Here is a 23,460-nt window from a genome sequence, read left to right as displayed (position 1 = left end):
CGAACGTACAACAACAATTCCGCTGAGGTAAGACACGATGGAATATGACAATCCCCTTGTCCTGCTGCCCACGGCAATCGTCCTGATACTCGCATTGTGGACACGCAGGGCCCTCGAACCCCTGGTCCTGGGGGCCTTCATCGGCACCCTGATGATCGACCCCGGCAATGCCTTGAGCAGCCTCACCGGTGACCTGCTCTCGGTCATGACCAATGAGGACGTCGCCTGGGTCATCATGGTCTGCGGCCTCATGGGCAGTATCATTGCGCTACTGCTCAAGTCCGGCTCCTCCCGGGCCTTTGCGGACAAGCTGATGCGTTATACCACCAACAAGCCTCGCGCACTGCTGGGCTGCTGGATCATGGGCATCATCCTGTTCGTCGACGACTACCTGAACTCACTGGCCGTTGGCACCTCGATGCGCAAGGTCACCGATCGATTCAAGACGTCCCGGGAAATGCTGGCCTATGTCATCGATTCGACGGCGGCGCCCATCAGCGTGTTGATTCCGATCTCGACCTGGGCGGTCTTCTTTGGCGCGCTGCTCGAGACCAATGGCGTGGCGGAAGATGGCCAGGGGGTGTGGACTTATATCGGCGCCATTCCCTACATGTTCTATCCCTGGATCGCCGTGATCCTGGTGCCGCTTTTCATCTTCCGCTGGATTCCCGCCTTCGGCCCCATGAAGAAGGCCGAGCAGCGTGCCGAAGGGCAGGGGCAGTGCGTGCCTCCCGGGGCCGAGCACATCGACGACGAAATCGCCCACCTCGAGGCGGATACCAACTCGAAAGGCAGCATCTGGTCCTTCCTGTTGCCGATGGCCTCGCTGGCTTTCTTTACCTGGTGGTTCGATCTGGATTTCCTGATGGGTATCTTCGTTACTCTGGCAGGCATGATCGTGGCCTTCATCGGATTCAAGAAGCTTTCGCCCAGCCAGACGTTCGATAATGTGCTTGAAGGCTTCAAGTCGATGATGGATGCCCTGGCCGTTCTGGTCGCCGCCTTTCTCTTCAATGAGGTCAACACCTCGCTGGGACTCGCCGATTATGTCATCACCACGGTCGAGCCCCTGGTCAGCGCGGAAATGTTGCCCTTCATCATCTTTACCGTCATGGGCTTCGTCTCCTTTGCCACCGGTTCCAACTGGGGCGTCTTCGTGATCATCCTGCCGATCGTCGCCGTGTTGGGGCAGAATCTCGGGGCCGACATGACCCTGGTGATCGGCGCCACGCTCTCTGCCAGCACCTTCGGCAGCCACGCCTGCTTCTATTCCGACGCCACGGTGCTGACCGCCCAGGCCAGCGGCTGCACACCCTTCCAGCACGCCTTCACCCAGTTGCCCTATGCCGCCCTGGCAGGATGCATTGCCGCCGCGGGCTACCTGGTGCTGGGCTACATGTGATCTCCGAGACGAGCAGGTACGCCATGCACAACGACGCGCATCGCAACTTCTGGACCACCACCCTGGGCGAGCGGCCACGGTCGCGCCCGCACCTGGCCGCGAATATCCAGGCCGATGTCGCCATCGTCGGTGCCGGCTTTACCGGGCTATGGACCGCGTATTACCTGAAGTGCCTTGCCCCCGACCTGGAGGTCACTGTGCTCGAGGCCGAACGGGTCGGTCATGGCGCCTCGGGTCGCAATGGCGGCTGGGTCGTGGGCAATCTCGCCGGGCTGGAACGACACATCGGGGGCTTGTCACGGGAAGAGCGGCGAACCTGTTGTGGCGTGGTGGCCGATAACGTCGATGAGATCGGCAGGGTGCTGGCGCACGAAGGGATCGTTGCCGACTTCAACAAGGGCGGTGCGATCTACGCGGCGGCCCGCTACCGGGACCAGATCGCCATCCAGCGAGACTACCTGCAGCATCTGCACGAACTCGGTCACAGCGAGGCGGACTGCCACTGGCTGGATGCCGACCAACTCGCGGAGATGGCCCGATTCCGAAACGGCCATGGCGGCATCTACCATCGCCAGGTCGCCACCGTGAACCCGGCCAGGCTGGTCAATGGCCTGGCCGAACGTGTCGAACGCCTGGGCGTAACGATCCACGAGCAGAGTCGTGCCGAGACCCTGGCGCACAACAAGGTGAACACGCGCGAGGGGAGCGTCGAGTCACCGATGATCGTCTGTGCCACCGAGGGGTACGCCGATCGCTTCCATGATTTCAAGCGGCATGTGATTCCGGTGCAGAGCCTGGTGATCGCCACCGAGCCGCTATCGGACGCCCTCTGGCAGGAAATCGGCATGGTCGGGCGGCCCGCCTTCGCCGATGCCAGCCGGCTGATCAATTACGGCCATCGCAGCGCCGACGGACGCATCGTCTTCGGTGCCCGTGGCAGCTATCGATTCGGGGCCAGGTCCAAGGCCGACCAGGCGATCGGCGACGATGCCATACGCATGCGGCGGGACCTGCTGGTGGATCTCCTGCCCGCCCTGGAAGGGGTGAGGATCGAGCATGGCTGGGGCGGTTCGCTTGGGCTGTCGCGCAACTTCCGCCCGCACGCGATTCTCGACCGTCGCAACGGCCTTGCCACCGCGGGCGGCTATGCCGGCGAGGGCGTGGCCGCCTCGCACCTGTTCGGTCGAACCCTGGCGGACATGATCCTCGAGCGCGATACCGAACTGGCGCGGATGCCCTGGGCCTTCGCCGACGCCAGTCACCGGCAGTTGATCAAGCGCTGGGAGGTCGAACCCTTGCGCTGGCTCGCCGCCCAAGCGATCACCTTCAGCTATGCCGGGGAAGAGGCGCTGATGCGCCGCGGCAAACCGGCACCGCTGCTCAAGCCCGCACTGCAACGGATGAACGATTGTTTCGCCTCGGTGATTGAATGAGGACCAAGCGATCGATGCCACTTCGGGCATGAGGACTGTCCCAGCAGGTTCTGGCGAGGGGCGCCGGGGACAGGTCGTAGAGGAGGTCCTACGCCATGGATGGCGTAGGTAGCGCTCATGGATGGGTTCATAGCGCCTCCTCGCAGGCCTGTCGATGGATCAGCCCCAAGCGACAATGCTGACGGCATAGCCCTACTCGGACATGAGGTTATAGCGACAGTCTGGCAATATAGGGGCCAAGGCAAATTCCCGGCTCCGATGGACGAGCGCACCGTGGACGAGGCGACGAGGGGGAGACAACCCCCTCGCGATGACTCGCCGCCGGTTGCCGACATCGCAGCGAGCCGGGACGCTCGGTTATCAGCGAGAATCAAGGACGCGCATGGCCCACCTGTTACGTATCGTGATGATTCACGGTCACCTGGAAGGCGTCGTCGAACTGGATGTCGATGGCCACACCAATATCTGCGGCACCAATGCCTCCGGCAAGACCACCCTGCAGCGCCTGGTGCCGGTCTTCTACGGCGAGCTGCCCAACAAGGTCGTGCCGAAGACACGGATGAAGTTCGATGCCTTCTATCTGCCGCATCGCAACAGCTACCTGATCTACGAGTATCGTCGCGAGGCCGGCAATGTCTGTCAGGCCGTGTTGATGCGCAAGAAGGAAGGCGGGCTGGAATACCGCTTCGTCGGCGCACCGTATCGCCCCGAAGACTATCTCGTGGAGAGCGACGACGGTGTCGTGGCCCTGGGATATGGCGACTGGCTGGCCGGATTGCGCCGTGCCGGCATCGACTTTTCCTCCAAGCTCGAGGCGACCTCGGAATACCGCTCGGTGATCCAGAACGACTTCACCCAGCAGCAGGGCAATCGACGCCAGGCCCTGAAGCTGCGCCAGATCGCCGCCCGGTTCAGCCTGGTCAAGCCCGAGCGGCGCATCCGCCACATGGAGAAGCTGATCTCGGCGGTGCATGCCAAAGAGGGCAAGATGGATACCCTCAAGACCATGCTGGCGGCGATCTTCGAAGAAGACGGCGTCGAGCTGCCGGTGACCCGAATCCGCAACACCAAGGCCCGCGAGTGGATCGCCCAGATGCGCCAGTCGATGCGCCTCGAGCCGCTTCAACAGTCGCTGGCTCGCCTGGAGGAAGTGGATCGGGACATCGCCGACCTGGAGACGACGTTGTGGCAGCTGGGGCCCCAACTGGACGCGGACCGTCACCGGGCCGAGCGTGTCCTGGCCGACACCGAGGCCGAGCTCAACACGCAACAGGAAGCCTTCCAGGCCCGCGAGCGCGAATACGAGCAGGCGCGCGACGCGCTCAATGACCGCATCAGCGAGCTCGCCAGCGAGCTGGACCGCACCCAGCGCAGCCTGAACGACCTTCAGCAGCAGTACGAACAGTACGCCGACGCCGATATGCCGGCCCTGGAGCGAGATCTGGCCGAGCTGCCCCAATGGCGTGAACAGGTGCAGCAATGGCAGGAGCACCTGACGGTAATGGAAGAGGCCTCCGCGGCCAACCGCTCGCGCCTCGACGGCCGCCTGCGCGAGCTCGCCGATCACCTGGCGCGCCGCACCGATGAAATCCAGGCGCTCATCGACGAACTGGGCGACGAAAAGTCGGCCCGCAACGAGCAGCAGTGGGCATCGGAGCGCGAGCTGGAAGCCCAGTACCATACGCAGCGCGCCGACCTGGACGCCACCTATCAGTCACGGCTCGAGCAGAGCATCGAACGCCTGGCCGATCTCAAGGCGCAGCTTGCCTCGACCGCCCAGTCGTCCGAGGAAGTCCAGGAAGCCGAGCTGGCCCAGGCCCGGGTCGACCAGGCGCAGAGCGATCGCAACGGCGCGGCCAGTCGGCTCGAAGGCCTGCGCCGCGAGCACGAGACCCTGCGCCGCGAACGCGACACGGCAGAGCAGGAACGGGAAAACGCCCAACAGCAGCTCAATCGTGCGGAGCAGCGCTGGCAGGAACTCCAGCGGCAGCGCGATCCTGCCGAGGGCAGCCTGCGTCATTTCATGCGCTACCACCGTCCCGGCTGGGAGCACCAACTGGGCAAGGTCATCGCTCCCGAACTGCTCGAGCGACGCGATCTCTCCCCACGGCTGACGGAGGCCGAACACGATGACCTCTTCGGGGTATCGCTCGAGCTGGCCGCCATCGAGCTGCCCGACCACGCCCGTGACGAGGCGAGTCTCAATGCTGCCATCGAGGCCGCCGAGGTCGAGTACGCCCGGGCCGAAACCGATCTCCAGGCCGCCGAGAAGCAGCTCAAGGCCTGCCACGAACGGGTGCAGGGTATCGAGGAAACCCTCGGCCAGGCGCGTCTCGCCCTGAAGCATGCCGATGACGAAGTCGAATACGCTCTGGATGCCCGGCATCAACTCCAGGAACGTCACGTCCGGCAGCAGAAAGAACGCCGGCGCGTCGCCGAAGAGGCGCTGGCCAACCAACAGGCCGCCGACCAGGCCCTGCGCGATGAGAAACGCGAGGCCCTCGACACCCTCGACCAGACGCACCAGGCGCAACTCCTGGAGCTCAAGGCCGACGGCCAGAGCCAGCTGGCGAGCTTCGACGCCCGCATCGAGCAGCACAGGCGGCAGCTCGAGGATCTCAAGGCCGAGCACCAGCGTCAGTGCAAGGAACTGGAAGCCGCCTTCGACCAGGAGCTGCTGGACCAGGGCGGCGACCCGGAAACGCTCAGATCCACCCGCGGACGCATCGCCGAGCTGCAGGAGCGGATTCGCGTTACCGAGAACCGTCGCGAGGAACTCGACGCCTACAGCCGATTCATGCGCGTCGAATGGGGCGAGCGCAAGCCACAACTGGTCGACCGCGAAGCGACCCTGACCCGCGACAAGCAGAGCGCTCAGCACCAGCGTGAGCAATGCCGCAGCGACTTCCAGGCCGCCAAGGTGGCGCACCAGGAATCGGCCAAGTCACTGAAGGCCCGCCGCGACAGCGAGCGAGAGATCATCGAGTCCCTCAAGCCCTTGCTGGGCCAGATCGACGGGCTGGGCCTGGCGCCCGCCAGCCAGCCGGATGGCGAGGTGCCCGGCGATGTGCACGAACGCATCGAGCGCACCCGCCAGGCCCTGACCAATCGCGGCCGTGAACTGGAAACGCTGCGCAAGGGCTGCGAGCAGGTCGAAGGGGACCTGATCAAGGGCGCCAGCCAGGGCTTCGTCGATACCCTGCATGCCGAGCGAGCCAAACTCGGCGGCCACGGCGACGAGCAGGGCGTCAGCCCGCGCCGCCAGTTGCCATTGTTGCGTGGCATGCTCCAGTTGCTCGAGGACCAGCAGCAGCAATTGATCCAGCAGGGGCGCAACCTCGGTGCGGACCTGGACAAGTTCTTTACCGTCTTCCGCGATCTCAACCGGCGCATCAGCGCCCAGAGCCGCCGCTTGTCCGAGGAAGTCGCCGACGACCTGCGCCTCGACGGCATCGGCAAGGCCGAAGTGCGCATCCAGTCGACCATCGACGAACTGGGCTTCTGGGAGCCGCTCAAGCGTTTCGCCCAGCTCTACCGCGACTGGGAGAACTCCACCCAGACGTTGCCCGGCGACGACTACCTGGACGCCCTGGCCGATGTCGTCGATCTGCTGCGTCACGACCAGCAGTACAGCTTCGAGAGCCTGCTGCGTCTTGAACTGCACCTGAACGAGGGCGGCACCGACCTGGTGATCAAGAGCGACCGCCAATTGCTCGAATCCTCGAGTCACGGCATGGCCTATCTGATCCTGTGCAAGTTCCTGCTGGCCTTCACGCGGCTGCTGCGTGGGCCCTCGGAGATCGCCATTCACTGGCCCATCGACGAGATCGGTACCCTGGCCTACCACAACGTCGAGACGCTGTTCGACGCCTGCGACAGCAACCGCATCCATATCGTGGGGGCCTTTCCCAACCCGGAATCCGACGTCCTTCTGCTGTTCCACAACCGTTACCTGATCGACCGCGACGCCGCCCAACCCAATCGGCGTCGTCTGAAACGCATCGAGCCGCGCCTGAGCCGTCTGGCCGAGCGCCTGCAGGAACGCACGACCGCACGCGCTGACGAGGAGGTGCCGTCATGATCGAACATGGTCCGCTGCTGGAACGCCTGCTGGCCGGCGAGTTCATCTGCGAGGTCAGCGATGACAGGGCCTTTCGCCGCCTCGCCGACGACGACGTGCGCGAGCAGATCGACACCTATCTGCGCCCGCTCAATCGCCGGCTGGCCACCAACACCGAAGGCAGCGTCTACTTCCTGGCCTGGCGGCAGCTCAACGACGAGGCACGCGAGCAACTGTCCCGGCAACTGGGCGAGACCCTGCATAGCCTGATGCCGATGCTCGAATGGCTCCAGCTGATGCAGGAAGCCCTGGGGCACGATGCCCTGGTGGCGCCCGGCGATGTGCTCAAGCCCGCCGAACTGAGCGCCCGCTGCGAGGACAACCAGAGCCTGCGCGAACAGCTCGAGCGCCTCGCCGGCGACAGCTTCTTCGGCTCGCAGAGCGAGCAGCTGGATGCCCAGATGAAGCAGGTCTTCAAACGGCTCAAGGAACACGGCTATCTGCTGCAGCCCCATGCCGACCGCCAGGTCTACCTGGTCACCGGCAAGATCGACTACCTCGTCGACCTCGTGCGCTTCATCCGCGACGAAGAGAAACTGCCCGTCGACGACGAGACGCCCAGGGCGCAGGAGAGCTTGCTGTGAGCGACGATCACGAGCTGGAAAGCCGGCTGATCACCACCGGCGTCGAGCGGCTGGCGCTGCTCGGCAAGCACGCCGATGCCCTGATGCAGGGGTACAGCCGTGACGAGGTGCCGCTGGACACGCTGAGCGACACGGCGCTGCGCCGCCTGCTGGCCGCGCGCATCGTCTGGCGTCCCGACGACCAGGGCGGCGTCAAGCTGGCGCCCCGGGTGCGCGAATTGATCGCCGAGATGCTGGCCGACGAAACCCGCCGCCAGGTCAATGCCGATGTGGGCGAGACCCTGGAACTGCTGCGCACCCTGGTGCAGAGCTACCGCGAGGCCTTGAGCCAGGGAGAGCACTGGCGGCAGGAACAGCAGCTGCTGCGCCTGCGTCAGGCGGTGGATGACCTCAACGGTCGGTTCGCCGACGCCATTGACAGCCTCTGGCAGCGCCTCAACAGCGACTTCGGCTTCGTCAGCCGCCTCAACGACAAGATCCGCGAGAACGACCGGGCCCAGAAGCAGATCGTGCGCCTGCTGGACGGCCTGCAACTGATCGACTTCAACGAACTGATCGAGCTCGTCGGCACCGATGGCGCCCTGCGCAAGCTGCTGATCAGCCAGTTGCAGCGTCAGCTCAGCCAGCATTACACCAGCCTGCGAGAGGTACAGAGCCGACTCACCGAACTGATGGCGCGCTTTCGCCAGCAGCAATCGCGCAGTCGGCTGGTCAGCGGCATGGCCGCCTTCCTGCGCGAGCACCCCCATTTCGTGCCGGGCAACTATGCCCGCCGCAGCGAGGTGCCGGAACTGATCAACCAGGCGACGCCATTGACCGCCGCCGCCGCGCCCGCCCTGGACCACGAGCCGGATACCCGGCTTCTGACCGAGCTCGTGCACGAGTTGCCGGCGCCGATCCACAAGCCCCAGGAGGTCGCCGCCGCCAGGCCCGCCGAGGTCGAGGAACAGAGTCTGGTGGCGGCTCGCCAGCAGGCGCTCAAGCAGGACGTGGAAAGCTTCTACCTGGCGGTGATCGACCATTCCGACCCCGCGGGCATCAGCGCGCTCGCCTACCTGCAGGCAAGCGACATGGAATGGGGCGAGGAAATCTGGCTCTTCCAGGTCATCGCCGAATACCAGGGCCTGCCGCGCAGCGAGCAACGCGCATTCCGCCTCCATCAAGCGGAGAGCCCCGCCAGCCGCTTCAACGACCTGCGGCTGATACACGACGTGACCCTGCAACTGGCGAATACTGCATGACCGATGTACTGAAGAACCGCACGCATGGCTGGCTCAGCGAGATTCACGACAAGCTGCGCCGCCAGCCCTATGTCGAGAAGAATGACGAGTTGGCCGCCACCCGGGAGTTCATCGCCTGGTGTGACCAGCACGGCCTGGACCTCGAGCTCTATCGGCGCCACCGGGCCCTGCGTTTTGACCGGGAATTGATCGCCAGGGTACAGGGGCTGCTCGAAAGCCTCGGGCATCCGCCGCTGGGCACGAGCACCAGGGGCAAGACAACCACCGAACAGGCCACGCTGAGCGACCTGGAAGACAAGGGGCGCGGGGAACGCCCGCGTACCCATCGTGTGCTGTTGAACACCGCCACGGTGGGTTCCCGTCCGGGAATCGTGCAAGGCGATCGCGAGATTCTCGATGTCGACTGGCGCGACCTGGACCTGTCGGCCTTCGATGTCCTGGTCATGGTCGAGAACCTCGACAGCTTCCATGCATTCACACCCGATATCCAGGCGCTGTCGGCGTATCAACAGCCGCTGGTGGTGTATCGCGGTGACACGCATTACGGGGGAGGCTTCAGCCGACTGGCCAAGGCCTGGAGGGCCGGCGGAAAGCCCCATCTGGGGCTTGGCGACTTCGATCCTCGCGGCGTGGGTATCGTCCTCGGCAGTGGAGCCATGCAGATGCTGTTGCCACCCCTGGAGTGGCTGCGCGAACATGCCACACAGCACCATGTGCCAGCCGAGCAGCTGCCGGATCAGTCCGTACTGCGCAAGCATCGCGAGCAGTTACCGGATTCGCATCCACTGCGTGGCTATCTGGCGCTACTGCTCGACGAGCAGCGCGGGCTCAAGCAGCAATGGTTCGGTGACACCTTGACGCCCATCGGCCTCATGGCACTGACCTCGGACTGAACGCCGTCGAAACGCTCGACGAGCGAAAGGAAGATACATGCAACCTCTGCTCCTTAATGCCGACATGGGCGAGAGCTTCGGCGCCTGGACCATGGGTCTGGACAGCGAGGTCATGCCCCATGTGGACCTGGCCAATGTGGCCTGTGGTTTCCATGCCTCCGACCCGGACGTGATGCGCGAAACGGTTCGCCTGGCCGGGCGCCACGGCGTGATGGTGGGCGCACATCCCGCCTATCCGGACCTGACGGGATTCGGGCGGCGTTCCATGGCCTGTTCACCCGCCGAGATCGAGAACCTGGTGCTCTACCAGGTCGGCGCCCTGGCCGGCATGTGCCGTGCCGAGGGACGCTCGCTCGGCTACGTGAAGCCCCATGGCGCCCTCTACAACGACATGATGCGCGACCATGCCATCCTGGCCGCCGTGATGCGGGCCCTGGCGGCCTTCGATGCCGGCTTGCCCCTGATGGTGATGGCTACCCGGGACAACACTGCCGAACGGGAGCTGGCCCGCCAGCACGGCGTGACGCTGTGGTGCGAGGCCTTCGCGGATCGCGCCTACGATGGCCATGGGCGTCTGGTCTCGCGACGCGAGCCAGGGGCGGTGCATCACGAGCGCGACATCATCGTCGATCAGGCCCGCCGTATCGCCCGTGGCGAGCCGCTGACCGCCACCGATGGCAGCCGGCTCGTGCTGCAGGCCGACACCCTCTGCGTGCATGGCGACAACGCCGAATCTATCGCCGCCATCGCCGCGATTCGTCAGGCACTGGTCGCCGAGGGCAGGGCGCCGCAAGACGGCCACTCGACGGAGAACGGGTCTTCATGAGCGCCGTGCTGCCTAGGCTCGAGCCCGCCGGCCTGGACGGCTGGATGGTCCGGCTGTTCGATGCCATCGACGAGGCCAACATGCCTTGGCTGACCGCTTTGGTGCGGCGTTGCGAAGCCAGTTTTGGCGATGCCCTGGTGGATCTGGTCCCGTCCTACACCACGCTGCTGGTGGTGTTCGACCCGCTGGCCATGGCCCCGGACGAAGCCCGGCGGCGACTCATGACCCTCCTGGCCGACCTGCAACCCGACGAGGCGGGCGACGATGCCGAGCCCCGCGAGTTGCCGACCTGGTACGACCCTTCGGTGGGACCCGAACTCGAGCGTCTGGCCGAACGGGCCAACATGAGCATCGAGCAGGTGATCGAACAGCACAGCCAGGCCGAATATCGTGTCTTCGCACTGGGCTTCGCGCCGGGCTTCGCCTTCATGGGGCGGGTCGACGAGCGCATTGCCTGCCCGCGGCTGGAGACACCGCGCCGACGCGTGCCCAGGGGTAGCGTGGCCATCGCCGAACGTCAGACATCCGCCTACCCGTTGGTATCGCCGGGTGGCTGGAACCTGGTCGGCCGTACCTCGGCGGTGCTGTTCGATCGCCACCGCGAGGGCTTCAGCCTGCTTTCCGTGGGCGACCGGGTGCGCTTCGTGCCCGTCTCGCGGGCCGAGTTCGAACGGCTGGGTGGTGACACCCGGGGCATGGAGGCGAATCAATGAGTGACGTGAAGACGCGCTTCGAGGTGCGTCGTGCCGGGCCGCTGGCGCTGCTGCAGGACGCCGGGCGCTTCGGCGTGCGGCGCCTTGGCGTTACCCAGGGCGGCCCCGCCGACCCGCACGCCTGGGCCTGGGCCAATCGTCTGGTCGACAATGCCTGGGGCACCACCGCGCTCGAGGTCACGATGGGCGGCCTGGAACTCGATGTCACTCAAGAGACCGTCATCGCGGTGTGCGGCGCCGATCTCGGCGCGACCCTGGAGGGAAACTCCCTGCCGCTCTGGGAGAGCGTGCGAGTCCGCGCGGGACAGCGGCTGGCGTTTGCCCAGCCGGTCAACGGGTTGCGGGCCTACCTGGCCGTTGCCGGTGGCTTCGCCGCCGAACCGGTCCTCGGCAGCACCGCCTGCGTGCCTCGCGAGGGGCTCGGCGGCCTGGATGGCCTCGGTCACAAGCTGGAAGAGGGCGACCGCCTGGGAACCGAGACACCGACGGGCATGCCGGATGCCGGCCGGCGTGCCCCCGACGACGTGCGGCCCGACTATGCCACGACCCCGCGACTGGCGCTGCTCCCGGGCGCCCAGATCGCCGAATTCGAAGGACGCAGCCTGTATCAGGCCTTCAATACGGCGTGGCGAGTCGATGAACGGGCCGATCGCATGGGCGTACGCCTGCGCGGGCCGCAACTACGCTGCCGACTCGGCGGGATGATCTCCGAAGGCATCGGGCTCGGCGCGGTACAGGTACCGCCCGACGGCCAACCCATCGCGCTGCTCAACGACCGCCAGACCATCGGCGGCTACCCGCGCCTCGGCGCTCTGACACCCCTCGCTTGCGGACGACTGGCGCAATGCCTGCCAGGGCAAGACGTGCACCTGGTCGCAACTTCGCGGGAACGCGCCCACAGCGAACACCGACGCTTCCGCGCCGGCTTTCGATAGCTTCTGGACACCAGCCCCGGACGTCGCCAAGGCGGGGGAACGCTGAGTCACTTTTCGTACACTCGGGAAGTGCTGCATAAATCGCCGAGCATACATAGTGAAGGCTAGGCCCGTTCCCGACGGGCCATCGCATTTTCCACTTCCTCTTGGGTCACGCAAGGCGCCCGGAGCGCAGGAGCCGGAGCCCATGAGGTATAGGTGAGGAATTCGGCGCGCAAGGGCATAGCGTCGGCCGGCGTGGGCGGCCTATTGGCTGGGAGGGCGAGACGATGTCCTTGATCATCTTCCAGCTTCGATCGGAGAGTATGCAGGTTCGGCATGGGGAATATTTACAATCCGACTTTTGGGCACAACCTGAAAGCATGAAAAGATGGATGAGCGTGAAGTTACAATTGTTCATGCGTTTTATCGGTAGATTGGCTGGATATGAAGAGGATCTGTGTTGACGGTTTACAATTTTTGGCTTCTAATGCAGGCGTTTTAAAACCAATCGGCTTGTCTCGCAAGATGGAATGATGACGTCTGTCGCTCATTGGCCCTTTTATTTGGAGGCTGCCGGGATGCCAATTTTTAACTGGTTTTTCTGCTTTGGTAAATTATTCAAATAAATTAGAGGTGTTTGGAAGTCTGTTTTGCAAGTCTGTCTATAAGACCCTGGTAGAGTGGCGGGTGAATGACCGGAAAGAAAAATAAGAGAAAAAGCAAGGTCATCGAGTGAAACGAAAAATTTGATCTGATTTTTGACGCCGAATGGATGAGCGCAGGCGACTCTCGGGTTAATCCTGGAGATTTCTGTCGAGCGTTTTTTCACTCTACTCCTTTGTGTGCCATGCATATTAAACACCCATGGAGTCAGGCCTGGACTGAAAGAGCGGCCTTGATTTTGGTGTGTCTTTTACGCAAGCAGGGGAATGGGATTGATGCGTGCTTATGGGAGAGATTTCATAAGCATGGAAAGGAGCCCTATGTTCAAAGCAATTGGATTGCTGATGTGTTGCCTGGGTCTAGTGCAGATGGAAGCTGCATACTCCCGGGACAGAACGTTGGATGATCAGCGAGAAGCCTGGGTCATCAAGGCCCGTCAGGGGCAGCTCGATGCCGGTATCGAAGGTCTCGGTAAGCTCTATGCCCAGACTGGTGATGTACGTGTCCGGGATGATTTGATGGCGCTGCTCGTAAGGGCTGAACGCTACCAGCAAGTACTGGATCTGTGTCTGGACTGCATCACTGGTGAGTTATCCAGCGCCGGTCTCGAGATGCTGGGGATGGCGGCGCGCCAGGTTAATGCTCTGGGGAAGGCAAACACCTATTATCAGGCGTTGACGCAACGGCAACCGGACAATCTTCAGGGCTGGCTTGGCCTGGCACTGACTCGGATCGATCTGGGCAACTATGCGGCGGCTGATAGGGTTCTTCAGCGCATCGAAGAGCGCAATGGCCGTTCAGCCGATTGGCTGCAAGCACGCACTTATCTCGCATCCAGCAGTAATGATCCTCTGATGGAACTTCAGACCCTACAGTGGCAGGTCGAACGTTCTTCTGGCGATTGGAAAGCCATACAAGCCCTGTACCGTCTTGCCGTTACGATCGGTGCCAGAGGAGGCGCCGAACGCTTGGTGCAACGGTATCCCGAAGCCTTCAATGCCAAGGATCGTCTCTGGTTGCGCTATTACGACGCCAGGGACCAGCTGCGTCTGGCTCAGTCCGCAAACAAGCCCGTTTTATACCAGAAGGCATTGGAAGGCTTGAATTCTCTTCTTGCGGAGACGGAGGCGGCTCCAACGCTGATACAACGAGTCGAATTCGACAAAGTGCAGGCCTTGGTCAAGCTGCGTCGCTTCAGCGAAGCGGAAGCTGTCGCCGCCGAGCTCACGGAGCGCTACGGCGAACTCCCTGTGTATCTGCGTCAGGCGCGAGCCGAGGCGCTCTTCGGGATGGGGCGTCCCGACGACGCCATTGCCATCTATTGGCAGTTGGTCGAGGACAATCCCGAGCGGGCGCATGCTGGCCCGCAACCGCTGAGTGCGCCGCTTTTTTATGCCTATGCCGATCTCCAGGCCTATGACCGAGCCGAGCGTCTGCTCGCCGACTGGAAAGCCGAAGAGCCGCCCACCCATTGGAACTTTACCGGCACCCGCCGGATGAACAACCCGAGCTATGAGCAGATCCTCAATCTCGAGATGCTGCTCGAGGCCTGGCGGGGTGATATCGACCAGGCCCAGCCCCGGCTGGACGACTTCCTGCATCAGGGCCCGTCCAACCCTTTCCTGTGGAAGACCCAGGGGGACTTCTATCGCTGGCGAGGCTGGCCCCGCCAGGCCATCGACGCCTACGAGCGTTCCGCTCAGCTATCCTCGCCGGACGATCGCGATGCACCGCAGCACGGCATCCTCATGGCCCGACTGGACAAGGGCCAGTGGCGTGGCACCGTCGAGCGCATCGAGCATCGCCTCGAGGAAGATCTGCCGAGCGTCAGCCGCGACAGTCTCGAGCGTGACCTGCGCGAAAGGCGTGCCGGGGGGCTCACCATCTCGGGCTCGACAGGCCAGGGCAACGGCAGTGGCGTGCAGAGCACCCGAGACTGGCAGTTCACCACCCGAGTGGAAACCCCACGGGCCGATGATGGCGGACGCTTCTTCGCCGAACGCATCGCTATGTTCGGCGAATATTTCGAACAGGACCTGCGCGCCGCCTACACCACCATCGGCTACCAGTTCCCCCTGTATCCGGCCGACTTCTCGTTCAGTGTCGGGCAGGGCGCCCAGCTTAGTGATGCCCCCTTGCTCAGGGGCGAGCTGAACCTGGCCGTCAATGACCACTGGTCGACTTCCCTGAAGGCCGAGAAGAACACCGCACAGACCCCACTGCGTGCCCTGAATGACGGTTTTTCGGCCGATCTCTACCAGGTCTCGCTGAACTATCACCGCGACGAATCCGGCGCCGGCAGCGTCGGGCTCAGCCTCATGGACGTCGAGGACGGCAACCTGCGACGCTCGCTCACCGGCCACTGGCGGGAAATCCTCTACCAGTACGATGAATGGCGAGTCGCCGGGGAGGTCTATGCCGGCACCTCGCGCAACGAGGATGTACCGGCCAGCTACTTCAATCCCGAGCGTGACATCAGCCTCAGCGGCAAACTGGACATCGAGCACCATACCCCACTGGATTATCGCCAGTCCTTCGTCCAGGAGCTGAGCCTCGGAACGGGGCGCTACTGGCAAGAGGACGAAGCGGCCGCCAATACATGGCAGATCGGCTACCAGCATCGCTGGGAGCTCGCGCCCACCCTCGATCTCGAATACGGCATCAGGCGTGACAAGTCCGTCTACGACGGCGACGCCGAATTGAGCACCGTGTTCAGCATCGGTCTCGACTGGAGGCTCCCATGAGCATGCCAAGCGCCGTGCAAACCGTCGCGGCCCTGGTCCGCGGGCTCGGCCTGGTCGGTTCCCTTGTGCTGGCCAGCCTGCTGGCATCCGCAGCGGCGTTGGCAGAGACCGCCGAGGAGGGCGGTGTGGCCACGCAGTACACAGTGCTGAGCTATCACGATGTCATCGACCTGACGCGCACGCCGGATCTCAAGGTGTACCCGCAGACCATCACCCGCAACCGGCTGGTCCAGCAGTTCAACCTGATCGAGACCCTGGGCTACAACCCGATCAGCCTGCAGGACATCCTGGATGCCCGCGCCGGCCGGCAGCCTCTGCCACCCAGGGCGGTGCTGCTGACCTTCGACGATGGCTACCGCAGCGTCTACGACATCGTGCTGCCCCTGCTGGAGCTTTACGATTATCCGGCGGTTGTCGCCCCGGTCGGCAGCTGGCTGGAGGTGCCCGAGGGCGGCGAAGTGCCTTACGGCCAGGTCATGCTGCCCCGCGAGCGTTTTCTCAGCTGGGATCAACTGCGCGAACTGCAGGCATCGCCGCTGGTCGAGCTGGCCACCCATACCCATGACCTGCACAAGGGCGTCATCGGCAATCCGCAGGGCAACGAGCAACCCGCCGCCGGTACACCGCGCTGGAGCGAGTCCGGCTACGAGAGCATCGAGGCCTATCGTCAGCGCATCCGTGCGGATCTCAAGCGGGCGAGAGACCAGCTCAAGGAAAAGCTGGGCGAGGCACCACGCTCGGTGATCTGGCCCTATGGCGGCTACAGCAAGGCCGCCATCGAGATTGCCACCGAGCTCGGCATGCCGCATACCTTCTCGCTGCTCGCCGAGCCCAACCAGCTCGCGGAAGGCTCCGACGACATCAATCGCTACCTGATCGACCAGGAAACCAGCCTGGAAACCGTCGAGGAGTACCTGAGCGGCACGATCTGGAACCCTGCCGATGAACGCGTCATTCATGTCGATCTCGACTACGTCTACGATCCCGACCCGGCCCAGCAGGTCGAAAACCTCGGCAAGCTGCTCGACAAGGTCAAGGAGCAGGAGATCAGTACCGTCTATCTGCAGGCCTTTGCCGACGCGGATGGCGATGGCGTGGCCGAGGGCCTGTATTTTCCCAACGACCATCTGCCCGTGCGGGCCGATCTCTTCAACCGAGTGGCCTGGCAGCTCAAGAAGCGCGCCGGCGTTTCGGTGTATGCCTGGATGCCGGTCATGGCCTTCGACCTGGGGGACGACGTTACCTACGTCAGCGATGCCCGGCTGGGCAAACCCAGCCCCGAGCGCTACCGCCGGTTGTCTCCCTTCGTCGAGCGCAATCGCGAGGTAATCGCCGACATCTACAAGGACCTGGGCTACTACGCCAAGTTCGATGGCCTGCTGTTCCACGATGACGGCCTGCTCAGCGACTTCGAGGATGCCACGCCGGCCGCGCTGGACTGGTACCAGGAAAAATGGGGGCTGCCGCGCTCGGTGGACGCCATCCGCCAGGACGAAGCCCTGATGGACAGGTGGGCCCGGTACAAGACCGATTTCCTGATCGACTTCACGGATCGTCTCGTCGAGGAAGCCAGCCGTTACCGCATGTACGACACCACCACGCTCTACACCGCGCGCAACGTCTATGCGCCGGTGGTGCTGAACCCGCAGAGCGAGCAGTGGTTCGCCCAGGATCTGGAGGCGTTTTCGCGGGCCTACGACTTCACCGCCGTGATGGCCATGCCCTACATGGAAGGGGCGGAAGATCCCGAGGCCTGGTTGAAGAACATCGCCGAAGTTGCCGCCCGCCGTGTCGAACCCGCTTCGCTGATTTTCGAGCTGCAGGCCCAGGACTGGCGTGACCAGACGCCTATCGACAGCGACAAGCTGGCGCATTGGATGCGCATCATCCGCGAAGCCGGCATCAACCAGTACGGCTACTATCCCTTCGACTTCCACAACGATCATCCCGATGCCGATGTGCTGCGTCGCGAGTTTTCCTTGGGTACCAACCTGAGGAAGACACCATGATGGCCTTCTTCGACCTTCTCGCCTCCTTCACCACCGGCTACCCGAGCATCATGGCGGTGGTCTGGACCTGTGGCGGCGTCTACTACTACTTCCACTGGGAGCGCGGGCAGTCGCGGCGTCCCGCCCTGGCGGACATGGTCGATCCGCCCCGGGTCACCATCCTGGTGCCCTGTCACAATGAAGGCGGCAACATCAACGAGACCATCGATCACCTGTTCCGACAGAACTACGCCAACCTGGAGATCATCGCCATCAACGATGGCAGCAGTGACGACACCGGGGAGCGCCTGGATGGGCTGGCGAAGCAGTACCCCGGCCTCAGAGTCCTTCACCAGGAAAACCAGGGCAAGGCAGAGGCCATGAACCACGGGCTGGCTGTAGCCTCCGGGGACTATATCGTGGGTATCGATGGCGATGCGGTACTCGATTATGACGCCGTCAACTGGATGGTCATCCACTTCATCGACAGCCCCCGCGTCGGCTGCGTGACCGGCAACCCCCGTGTGCGGACACGTTCCACTGCCATCGGCAAGATCCAGACCGGCGAGTTCTCGTCGATCATCGGTCTGATCAAGCGAGCTCAGCGCATCTACGGCATGGTCTTCACCATCTCCGGCGTCATCTGCGCGTTCCGGCGTGCGGCCCTGCTGGAGTTGGAAGGTTGGAGTACCGACATGATCACCGAAGATATCGATATCAGCTGGAAGCTACAGCTATCCGGTTGGCAAGTGCGCTACGAACCGCGCGCACTGTGCTGGGTACTGATGCCGGAGACCCTGCGCGGCCTCTACAAGCAGCGGCTTCGCTGGGCACAGGGCGCCGCCGAGGCCTTTCTGCGCCACTTCACCAAGGCCATACGCCTGAGCAACCGGCGCTTCTGGCCGCTGATCGCCGAATACATCATCAGCGTGGTGTGGTGCTACTCCATGCTGACGCTGCTGGCGGCCGGCCTCATCGGCTTCTTTCTGAGCGATACCCTGTTGACGGATACCGACCTGCTGCAGTGGTTCGGCGGCGTCCTGATACTGCTCTGCCTGGTGCAGTTCTGTGTCAGCTTCGCCATCGACAGCCGCTATGACCCCGGCATGATCCACTGCATGTTCTGGTGTATCTGGTACCCGGTTTTTTACTGGTTGTTGAACATGGCCACCGTCGTGGTGGCCTTTCCCAAGGCCGTGGTACGACGACCCGGCCAACCCGCGATATGGAGCAGCCCTGATAGAGGAGAGCGATTCCGTGACGAACACTGAAACACTGGGCACGACCCGCACGATGGACCACGACATCCTGGCCGCGGACCTGACGGATCAGGGCCTGGTGGCACAGGACACGGCGGCTCCCGCCCGGGTCACCTCCAATGTGCTGGGGTGCATGGTCATCAGCAACAAGCGCCGCAGCAGCTGGACCTACCGCTGCCGTGACGTCGCCCTGATGCTGTTCACCCTCGGCCTCTGGGGCCTGGTCCTCTCGCAGACCTATCTGCAGATGGCCAACACCGAACTGCTGCTGAAGATCGAAATGTTCCTCGACCTGCTGCAGATCGTCGGGCTCAACTTCGTCATCGTCTTCGCTGTGATTCACGTCTGGGTCTGCTACGAACGGCTGCTGCACCGGATGCGCAAGCGCCGCCGAAGCCGCACCTCAGCTTGAAGCTGACTAAAAGCTGGAAGAGCGCCGCTTCGCGGCTGGAAGCAAGTGCGATGACACTAGATACCGAGCCCGCTCTCACGCAACAACTGATCGATAGACAGCTCCGACTGCGGCCGGCGAGGGGCATCCTCGAACATCAGCTCGGTCTCGAGCTCATCGACACCCTCGCTCACCAGACGCTCGATCAACTCGGCCTTGGAAAGGCCGGTACGCTCGGCGAGGCGCTCCAGACGGGTTTCAAGCCCTTGGGAAAAACGCAGAAAGTGCGGCATGGGGCAGTCTCCTGGCACGATGATGCCCAGTATAACCCGACGTTGTGACAAAACCTTGACGGCCACCTGGTAGGTGTTCGAAAAAGTATCACCGGGATCAACGAGGGTACGACGATGACTGACCACACTACCAACCAGGAGTGGCTGCCCAATATCCACCCTGGCGAGATCCTGCTCGAGGAATTCATCGAACCGCTGGGGCTGACCAAGAACGCCCTGGCCACTGCAATCGATGTACCGGCAACGCGTATCGGGGAATTGACCCGGGGCCGCCGTGCCATCACGGCCGATACTGATCTGCGCCTGTCTCGTTACTTCGGCACCAGCGAAGGCTTTTGGCTCCGGCTACAGAATGCCCATGACCTGGAGAAAGCACGCCGTGAAGGGAACTATCTTGCCATCAAGCCGCGCGCTGACTAGGTCACGCGGCTGCCTCGTCCATAAGACTCTCGTACGGAATGTTGAGCCCATCGTGGAGCCGCCTGATCATACGCAGGCTGAGCTTGCGCTTGCGATTGAGCACTTCGGAAACACGGCCGCTCGGGCCAATGTAGGGCTCCAGGTCGCGGGGCGTAAGGCCCTGTTGCTCCATACGAAACTTGATGGCCTCGATCGGATCCGATGGCCCGATAGGGTAGCGCTCATCCTCGTACTTCTCGATCAGGATGGACAACACTTCCAGCTCATCGGCTGCGGCAGTGCCGTCTTCAGCGGCCCAGAGTTCTTCCATCCGGGCAAAAGCCCGCTCAAGATCAGCATCGGTGTGGATAGGCTGGATGTTCATCATATGCTCTCCGCGTCAACCTGGTCATACTGAGCATGAGTGCCCACGAAACGTACCCAGGCAATTTGTTGGGTATAACGTATCGCGACAATAACCCGGTACTTGTTGCCGCCGATGTTGAAGACGACTCGGCCACTCTTGAGGATGCTGGCAGTGCGAATGTCTGCCTTTAGTTCTTGCGGAGTCTTCCAGGATGCCTTCAGCATCATGTTGTGCCACTCCGTGAGCGGCCTTTCGGCATCGCCGTAGCCTTGCTCCCAGAATTCCCGCAGCGTCCGTTTTGCGATGACTCTCATGAGTCCTCCCTTTTCGGGAGAACTATAGGTGCTCCCGTTTTGGGAGTCAAGCACTGAGGGGCGTATCGGGGAACTGACGCGGGGCCACCGTGCCATCACATGTCTGTAATGCCTCTCGGGTGTTGACCCTGGGGTTACTTCCAGCTTCCAGCCGCGAAGCGGCGCTCTTCAAGCTTCCAGCTCACGCCAACCCCCGCCGCTCCATCACTTCCAGGATGATCGGTACCGGGGTCATCAGGTGGTCGCGCATCATCCGGCAGGCGGTGTCGGTGTCGCGAGCCAGGATGACCTCGACCAGGGCGGAGTGCTCCTGGCGCTTGCGCTCCAGGGCCTCGTCGGAGAACACCGTCTCGCACAGCCACAGATGCCGATAGCGCTCGACCTGATTGAAGAGATTCTCCCGAACCTGCAGCAGGTGAGGGGAGTTGCAGCCGGCGGCGATGGCGGTATGGAAGGCCTTGTGCCGGGTATCCCAGATATCGAGCATCTCGTCGGGGCCGTTCACCTCCATGACCTTGGCCAGGGTATGCGCCTTGGCGAGAACGTCGGCCTCCCAGGCATCGTCACCCCGCTGGATGGCCAGCTCGAGCACCAGCCCCTCGAGCTGCGCCCGCGCATCGTAGAGATCGGCGAGCTCCTCCCGAGACATCGGCGCGACCCGATAGCCGCGCTGGCTGATGGCCACGACCAGACGCTCGGCGACCAGCTGCGACAACGCCTCGCGCAAGGGCCCGACACCCAGCTCGTAACGCTGCTTGAGACGACTCATCAGCAGCTTCTCCCCAGGCTGGAAGACCCCGCGAATGATGTCGTGCTTGAGGCCGCGATAAGCGCTGATACCGAGATTCTGTTTGGGAGTGCTGTCCATCGTCCTGCCATTCCCTGAAGTAGATGGACATGATACGCGAACAAGAACTGGCGGAAAGAAGGAAGAGGGAGAGAGCCGCTTCGTGGCTGGAAGTCGTCCCAAGCTGGAAGAGCGCCGCTTCGCGGCTGGAAGCTTGAAGCTGGAAGTAACCCCAAGGTCAAACCCGAATAATGTGGTTCTGGGGTAGGTGTTGCTTTTTCTTCCAGCTTCCAGCTTCTGGCTTCTGGCTTCTGGCTTCCAGCTTCCAGCTTCTGGCTTCTAGCTCAAGCTTTCATCTCCGGTGCCAGTTCCTGCGTATACAGCGCATTTCCGGCAGAGTCCTTCAGGGTGACGGTCAGCGTTTCGCTTTCGCCGTCGAGGTCGACCTGGCCGAAGAACTGGTAGCCCGCCGAGGGCGGGAGGTTGGCCTGGCCGTCGGGCGGTGCCTTCTGGAAGACGACCTTGGGGCCGAAGGTGGCGTCGAGGTCGTTGGGGCCGAAGGTGCCGGCATGCAGGGGGCCGCTGACGAATTCCCAGAAGGGCCGGAATTTCTTGAAAGCGGCGCGCTCCGGCGAGTAGTGGTGCGCAGCGGTGTAGTGCACGTCGGCGGTGAACCACACCACATTGCGGATATCGTTGTCGCGAATGGCCTCCAGCAACCGGGCGATCTCCTGCTCCCGGCCCAGCGGTCGACCAGGCTCGCCGTTGGCGACCGCCTCGGCATTGTCGCCGTCGGCGACCATCAATCCCACTGGCATGTCAGAGGCGATGATCTTCCAGGTCGCGGTGGAGCGCTTCAAGCTGTCGATCAGCCAGTCGATCTGCTGGCGGCCGAGCAGGGTGGCGCCATCTTCCTGCCGGTTGGCGTCGTTATGCCCGCGGAAGCTGCGCATGTCGAGCATGAACACCTCGAGCCCCGGCCCGTAGGGGAAGCGGCGATGAATCCGCTGGGGTGCCTCGGGCTGCTGACGCATCGGCATGTACTCGAGAAAGGCCTGGCGAGCCCGAGCCGAGAGCAGCGAAACGTTCGTCTCGGTGTAGCGCGGGTCGTCCAGCACTTCACCGGGATACCAGTTGTTCACCGTCTCGTGGTCATCCCACTGGGCCAACATCGGCACCTCGGCGTTCAGGCCCCGCACATTGGCATCCATCAGGTTGTAGGCATGCTGGCCCCGATACTCGTCGAGGGTCTCGGCGACCTTGCTCTTGGCTGGCGTGACCAGGTTGCGCCAGGTGCTGCCATCCGCCAGCTCGACGCTTTCCTTCAAGGGGCCATCGGCATAGACGGTGTCGCCGGAATGAAGGAAGAAATCCGGGCGCTGCTGTCGCATGGTCTCGTAGGTGGTCATGCCGCCGCGTGATTCATCGATGCCCCAGCCCTGGCCAGCGGTATCGCCGGACCAGACGAAACGCACATCGCGCTTTTGGGTGGAGGGCAGGCGTAGCTGTCCGGCAACGGGCTCGCTGACGGCACGATGGTCGCCAAGGGCAGCGAAGCGCACCCGATAGTGCAGGGTATCCATGCCATCGAGCCCGGTGACGTCCAGCTTGGCGGTGAGATCCCGCACGGGCAGGGTCTCGGGGCCACGCAAGTGGCGCGCACCCTTGAATTCGGGATTGTCGGCGATTTCCAACAGCATTCTGGAAGGGCGGTCGGCGCGCGACCAGATCATGGCGCGATCCGTCAGCATGTCACCGCTCATCACGCCGGAAGTGATCACCGGTCGGCGCGTCTCGGCAAGCACGATGGCGGGCGCGGCCATGGTGGCGCCGAACGCCACGCCACCCTGCAGGCCAAGGCCCAGTACCTGGCGTCGTGTCAGCATGTCATCGGTCTCCTCGGGTTCTTATCGGCAACCGGGAGCCTAGGCGAAGTGGATGACAGTTATATCGCCATCTGATGAACCTTGGGTCATCGCCGGTATTGTCCGCAAATGGAGACAATACAAAGCGCGTCTCCCTTGTGTTGAGATAGGGGGTCGAGAGAGGGGACCTGGGGGCTGAGGGCTGACAGGACGTTGAGACAGAAAGCTGAAGCACAATGTTGAAACAGAATGTTGAGCCGG

At 63.3% G+C, this 23,460-nt stretch carries 19 protein-coding genes; 14 read left to right on the top strand and 5 right to left on the bottom strand.

Features of this window, described 5'->3' with window-relative positions; genetic code table 11:
* Positions 1 to 37 precede the first annotated feature (37 nt).
* The 13 genes from LU493_RS08185 (at position 38) to LU493_RS08125 (ending at position 19,195) form a co-directional block, all read left to right on the top strand.
* Positions 38 to 1,402 carry a Na+/H+ antiporter NhaC family protein gene (locus LU493_RS08185; RefSeq protein ID WP_275287295.1) on the top strand — a complete coding sequence of 455 codons (1,365 nt, stop codon included), beginning with the start codon at positions 38 to 40 and terminating at the stop codon, positions 1,400 to 1,402.
* 23 nt (positions 1,403 to 1,425) lie between these two features.
* Positions 1,426 to 2,835 (top strand): NAD(P)/FAD-dependent oxidoreductase, encoded by a 1,410-nt coding sequence (locus tag LU493_RS08180; RefSeq protein ID WP_275287294.1) that lies wholly within the window; start codon positions 1,426 to 1,428, stop codon positions 2,833 to 2,835.
* A gap of 382 nt (positions 2,836 to 3,217) precedes the next feature.
* On the top strand, positions 3,218 to 6,916 hold the full coding sequence (locus LU493_RS08175) for an ATP-binding protein (RefSeq protein ID WP_275287293.1): 3,699 nt from the start codon (positions 3,218 to 3,220) through the stop codon (positions 6,914 to 6,916).
* On the top strand, positions 6,913 to 7,539 hold the full coding sequence (locus LU493_RS08170; protein WP_275287292.1) for a condensin complex protein MksE: 627 nt from the start codon (positions 6,913 to 6,915) through the stop codon (positions 7,537 to 7,539). Before LU493_RS08175 ends, LU493_RS08170 begins: the two co-directional genes overlap by 4 nt.
* A complete protein-coding gene (locus LU493_RS08165) occupies positions 7,536 to 8,780 on the top strand; it encodes a hypothetical protein (RefSeq protein ID WP_275287291.1) in 1,245 nt (414 codons plus the stop codon). The genes LU493_RS08170 and LU493_RS08165 overlap by 4 nt, the downstream gene beginning before the upstream one ends.
* Positions 8,777 to 9,673 carry a DUF7281 domain-containing protein gene (locus LU493_RS08160; RefSeq protein ID WP_275287290.1) on the top strand — a complete coding sequence of 299 codons (897 nt, stop codon included), beginning with the start codon at positions 8,777 to 8,779 and terminating at the stop codon, positions 9,671 to 9,673. Before LU493_RS08165 ends, LU493_RS08160 begins: the two co-directional genes overlap by 4 nt.
* A gap of 37 nt (positions 9,674 to 9,710) precedes the next feature.
* Positions 9,711 to 10,499 (top strand): 5-oxoprolinase subunit PxpA, encoded by a 789-nt coding sequence (locus tag LU493_RS08155; RefSeq protein ID WP_275287289.1) that lies wholly within the window; start codon positions 9,711 to 9,713, stop codon positions 10,497 to 10,499.
* Entirely contained in the window at positions 10,496 to 11,212 is a 717-nt protein-coding gene (gene pxpB / locus LU493_RS08150) for a 5-oxoprolinase subunit PxpB (protein ID WP_275287288.1), read from the top strand. The genes LU493_RS08155 and pxpB overlap by 4 nt, the downstream gene beginning before the upstream one ends.
* Complete coding sequence (locus LU493_RS08145) at positions 11,209 to 12,147, top strand: biotin-dependent carboxyltransferase family protein (protein ID WP_275287287.1); 939 nt, start codon at positions 11,209 to 11,211, stop codon at positions 12,145 to 12,147. Before pxpB ends, LU493_RS08145 begins: the two co-directional genes overlap by 4 nt.
* A gap of 1,043 nt (positions 12,148 to 13,190) precedes the next feature.
* Complete coding sequence (gene pgaA, locus LU493_RS08140; RefSeq protein ID WP_428994549.1) at positions 13,191 to 15,536, top strand: poly-beta-1,6 N-acetyl-D-glucosamine export porin PgaA; 2,346 nt, start codon at positions 13,191 to 13,193, stop codon at positions 15,534 to 15,536.
* Positions 15,533 to 17,545 carry a poly-beta-1,6-N-acetyl-D-glucosamine N-deacetylase PgaB gene (gene pgaB, locus LU493_RS08135; RefSeq protein WP_275287286.1) on the top strand — a complete coding sequence of 671 codons (2,013 nt, stop codon included), beginning with the start codon at positions 15,533 to 15,535 and terminating at the stop codon, positions 17,543 to 17,545. Before pgaA ends, pgaB begins: the two co-directional genes overlap by 4 nt.
* Positions 17,545 to 18,795: a poly-beta-1,6-N-acetyl-D-glucosamine synthase gene (gene pgaC / locus LU493_RS08130; protein WP_275287339.1), complete on the top strand. Its 1,251-nt coding sequence runs from the start codon at positions 17,545 to 17,547 to the stop codon at positions 18,793 to 18,795. The genes pgaB and pgaC overlap by 1 nt, the downstream gene beginning before the upstream one ends.
* A complete protein-coding gene (locus LU493_RS08125) occupies positions 18,782 to 19,195 on the top strand; it encodes a hypothetical protein (RefSeq protein WP_275287285.1) in 414 nt (137 codons plus the stop codon). The genes pgaC and LU493_RS08125 overlap by 14 nt, the downstream gene beginning before the upstream one ends.
* A 56-nt stretch (positions 19,196 to 19,251) precedes the next feature.
* On the opposite strand, the gene LU493_RS08120 is transcribed toward LU493_RS08125, so the two are convergent.
* A complete protein-coding gene (locus LU493_RS08120) occupies positions 19,252 to 19,467 on the bottom strand; it encodes a ribbon-helix-helix protein, CopG family (protein ID WP_275287284.1) in 216 nt (71 codons plus the stop codon).
* Between the two features lie 114 nt (positions 19,468 to 19,581).
* Between LU493_RS08120 and LU493_RS08115 the strand changes: the two genes are divergently transcribed.
* Positions 19,582 to 19,887: a HigA family addiction module antitoxin gene (locus LU493_RS08115; RefSeq protein WP_275287283.1), complete on the top strand. Its 306-nt coding sequence runs from the start codon at positions 19,582 to 19,584 to the stop codon at positions 19,885 to 19,887.
* 1 nt (position 19,888) lies between these two features.
* Here LU493_RS08115 and LU493_RS08110 read toward each other — a convergent pair whose 3' ends face one another.
* The 4 genes from LU493_RS08110 to LU493_RS08095 all read right to left on the bottom strand — a co-directional run bounded on the left by LU493_RS08110 (position 19,889) and on the right by LU493_RS08095 (position 23,220).
* Positions 19,889 to 20,254 (bottom strand): helix-turn-helix domain-containing protein, encoded by a 366-nt coding sequence (locus tag LU493_RS08110; RefSeq protein ID WP_428994548.1) that lies wholly within the window; start codon positions 20,252 to 20,254, stop codon positions 19,889 to 19,891.
* Positions 20,251 to 20,547 (bottom strand): type II toxin-antitoxin system HigB family toxin, encoded by a 297-nt coding sequence (locus tag LU493_RS08105; RefSeq protein WP_275287282.1) that lies wholly within the window; start codon positions 20,545 to 20,547, stop codon positions 20,251 to 20,253. The genes LU493_RS08110 and LU493_RS08105 overlap by 4 nt, the downstream gene beginning before the upstream one ends.
* A gap of 181 nt (positions 20,548 to 20,728) precedes the next feature.
* A complete protein-coding gene (gene csiR / locus LU493_RS08100; protein ID WP_275287281.1) occupies positions 20,729 to 21,415 on the bottom strand; it encodes a DNA-binding transcriptional regulator CsiR in 687 nt (228 codons plus the stop codon).
* A 263-nt stretch (positions 21,416 to 21,678) separates the two neighbouring features.
* The gene (locus LU493_RS08095) at positions 21,679 to 23,220 is read right to left on the bottom strand and encodes an alkaline phosphatase D family protein (protein WP_275287280.1); all 1,542 of its coding nucleotides are present in this window, start codon (positions 23,218 to 23,220) and stop codon (positions 21,679 to 21,681) included.
* Positions 23,221 to 23,460: the final 240 nt, after the last annotated feature.

The sequence above is a fragment of the Halomonas elongata genome (assembly GCF_029081005.1).
Lineage (GTDB): Bacteria > Pseudomonadota > Gammaproteobacteria > Pseudomonadales > Halomonadaceae > Halomonas > Halomonas elongata_B.
This window is presented reverse-complemented; position numbering and strand designations above follow the sequence as displayed.

Bases quoted from the DNA above. Each gene is read 5' to 3' on its own strand.
- LU493_RS08120 (WP_275287284.1), bottom strand. From the start codon at position 19,467: ATGCCGCACTTTCTGCGTTTTTCCCAAGGGCTTGAAACCCGTCTGGAG.
- LU493_RS08095 (WP_275287280.1), bottom strand. From the start codon at position 23,220: ATGCTGACACGACGCCAGGTACTGGGCCTTGGCCTGCAGGGTGGCGTG.
- pxpB (WP_275287288.1), top strand. From the start codon at position 10,496: ATGAGCGCCGTGCTGCCTAGGCTCGAGCCCGCCGGCCTGGACGGCTGG.
- csiR (WP_275287281.1), bottom strand. From the start codon at position 21,415: ATGGACAGCACTCCCAAACAGAATCTCGGTATCAGCGCTTATCGCGGC.
- LU493_RS08185 (WP_275287295.1), top strand. From the start codon at position 38: ATGGAATATGACAATCCCCTTGTCCTGCTGCCCACGGCAATCGTCCTG.
- LU493_RS08145 (WP_275287287.1), top strand. From the start codon at position 11,209: ATGAGTGACGTGAAGACGCGCTTCGAGGTGCGTCGTGCCGGGCCGCTG.
- LU493_RS08110 (WP_428994548.1), bottom strand. From the start codon at position 20,254: ATGATGAACATCCAGCCTATCCACACCGATGCTGATCTTGAGCGGGCT.
- pgaC (WP_275287339.1), top strand. From the start codon at position 17,545: ATGGCCTTCTTCGACCTTCTCGCCTCCTTCACCACCGGCTACCCGAGC.
- LU493_RS08160 (WP_275287290.1), top strand. From the start codon at position 8,777: ATGACCGATGTACTGAAGAACCGCACGCATGGCTGGCTCAGCGAGATT.
- LU493_RS08105 (WP_275287282.1), bottom strand. From the start codon at position 20,547: ATGAGAGTCATCGCAAAACGGACGCTGCGGGAATTCTGGGAGCAAGGC.
- LU493_RS08115 (WP_275287283.1), top strand. From the start codon at position 19,582: ATGACTGACCACACTACCAACCAGGAGTGGCTGCCCAATATCCACCCT.
- LU493_RS08170 (WP_275287292.1), top strand. From the start codon at position 6,913: ATGATCGAACATGGTCCGCTGCTGGAACGCCTGCTGGCCGGCGAGTTC.
- LU493_RS08180 (WP_275287294.1), top strand. From the start codon at position 1,426: ATGCACAACGACGCGCATCGCAACTTCTGGACCACCACCCTGGGCGAG.
- LU493_RS08175 (WP_275287293.1), top strand. From the start codon at position 3,218: ATGGCCCACCTGTTACGTATCGTGATGATTCACGGTCACCTGGAAGGC.
- LU493_RS08155 (WP_275287289.1), top strand. From the start codon at position 9,711: ATGCAACCTCTGCTCCTTAATGCCGACATGGGCGAGAGCTTCGGCGCC.
- pgaB (WP_275287286.1), top strand. From the start codon at position 15,533: ATGAGCATGCCAAGCGCCGTGCAAACCGTCGCGGCCCTGGTCCGCGGG.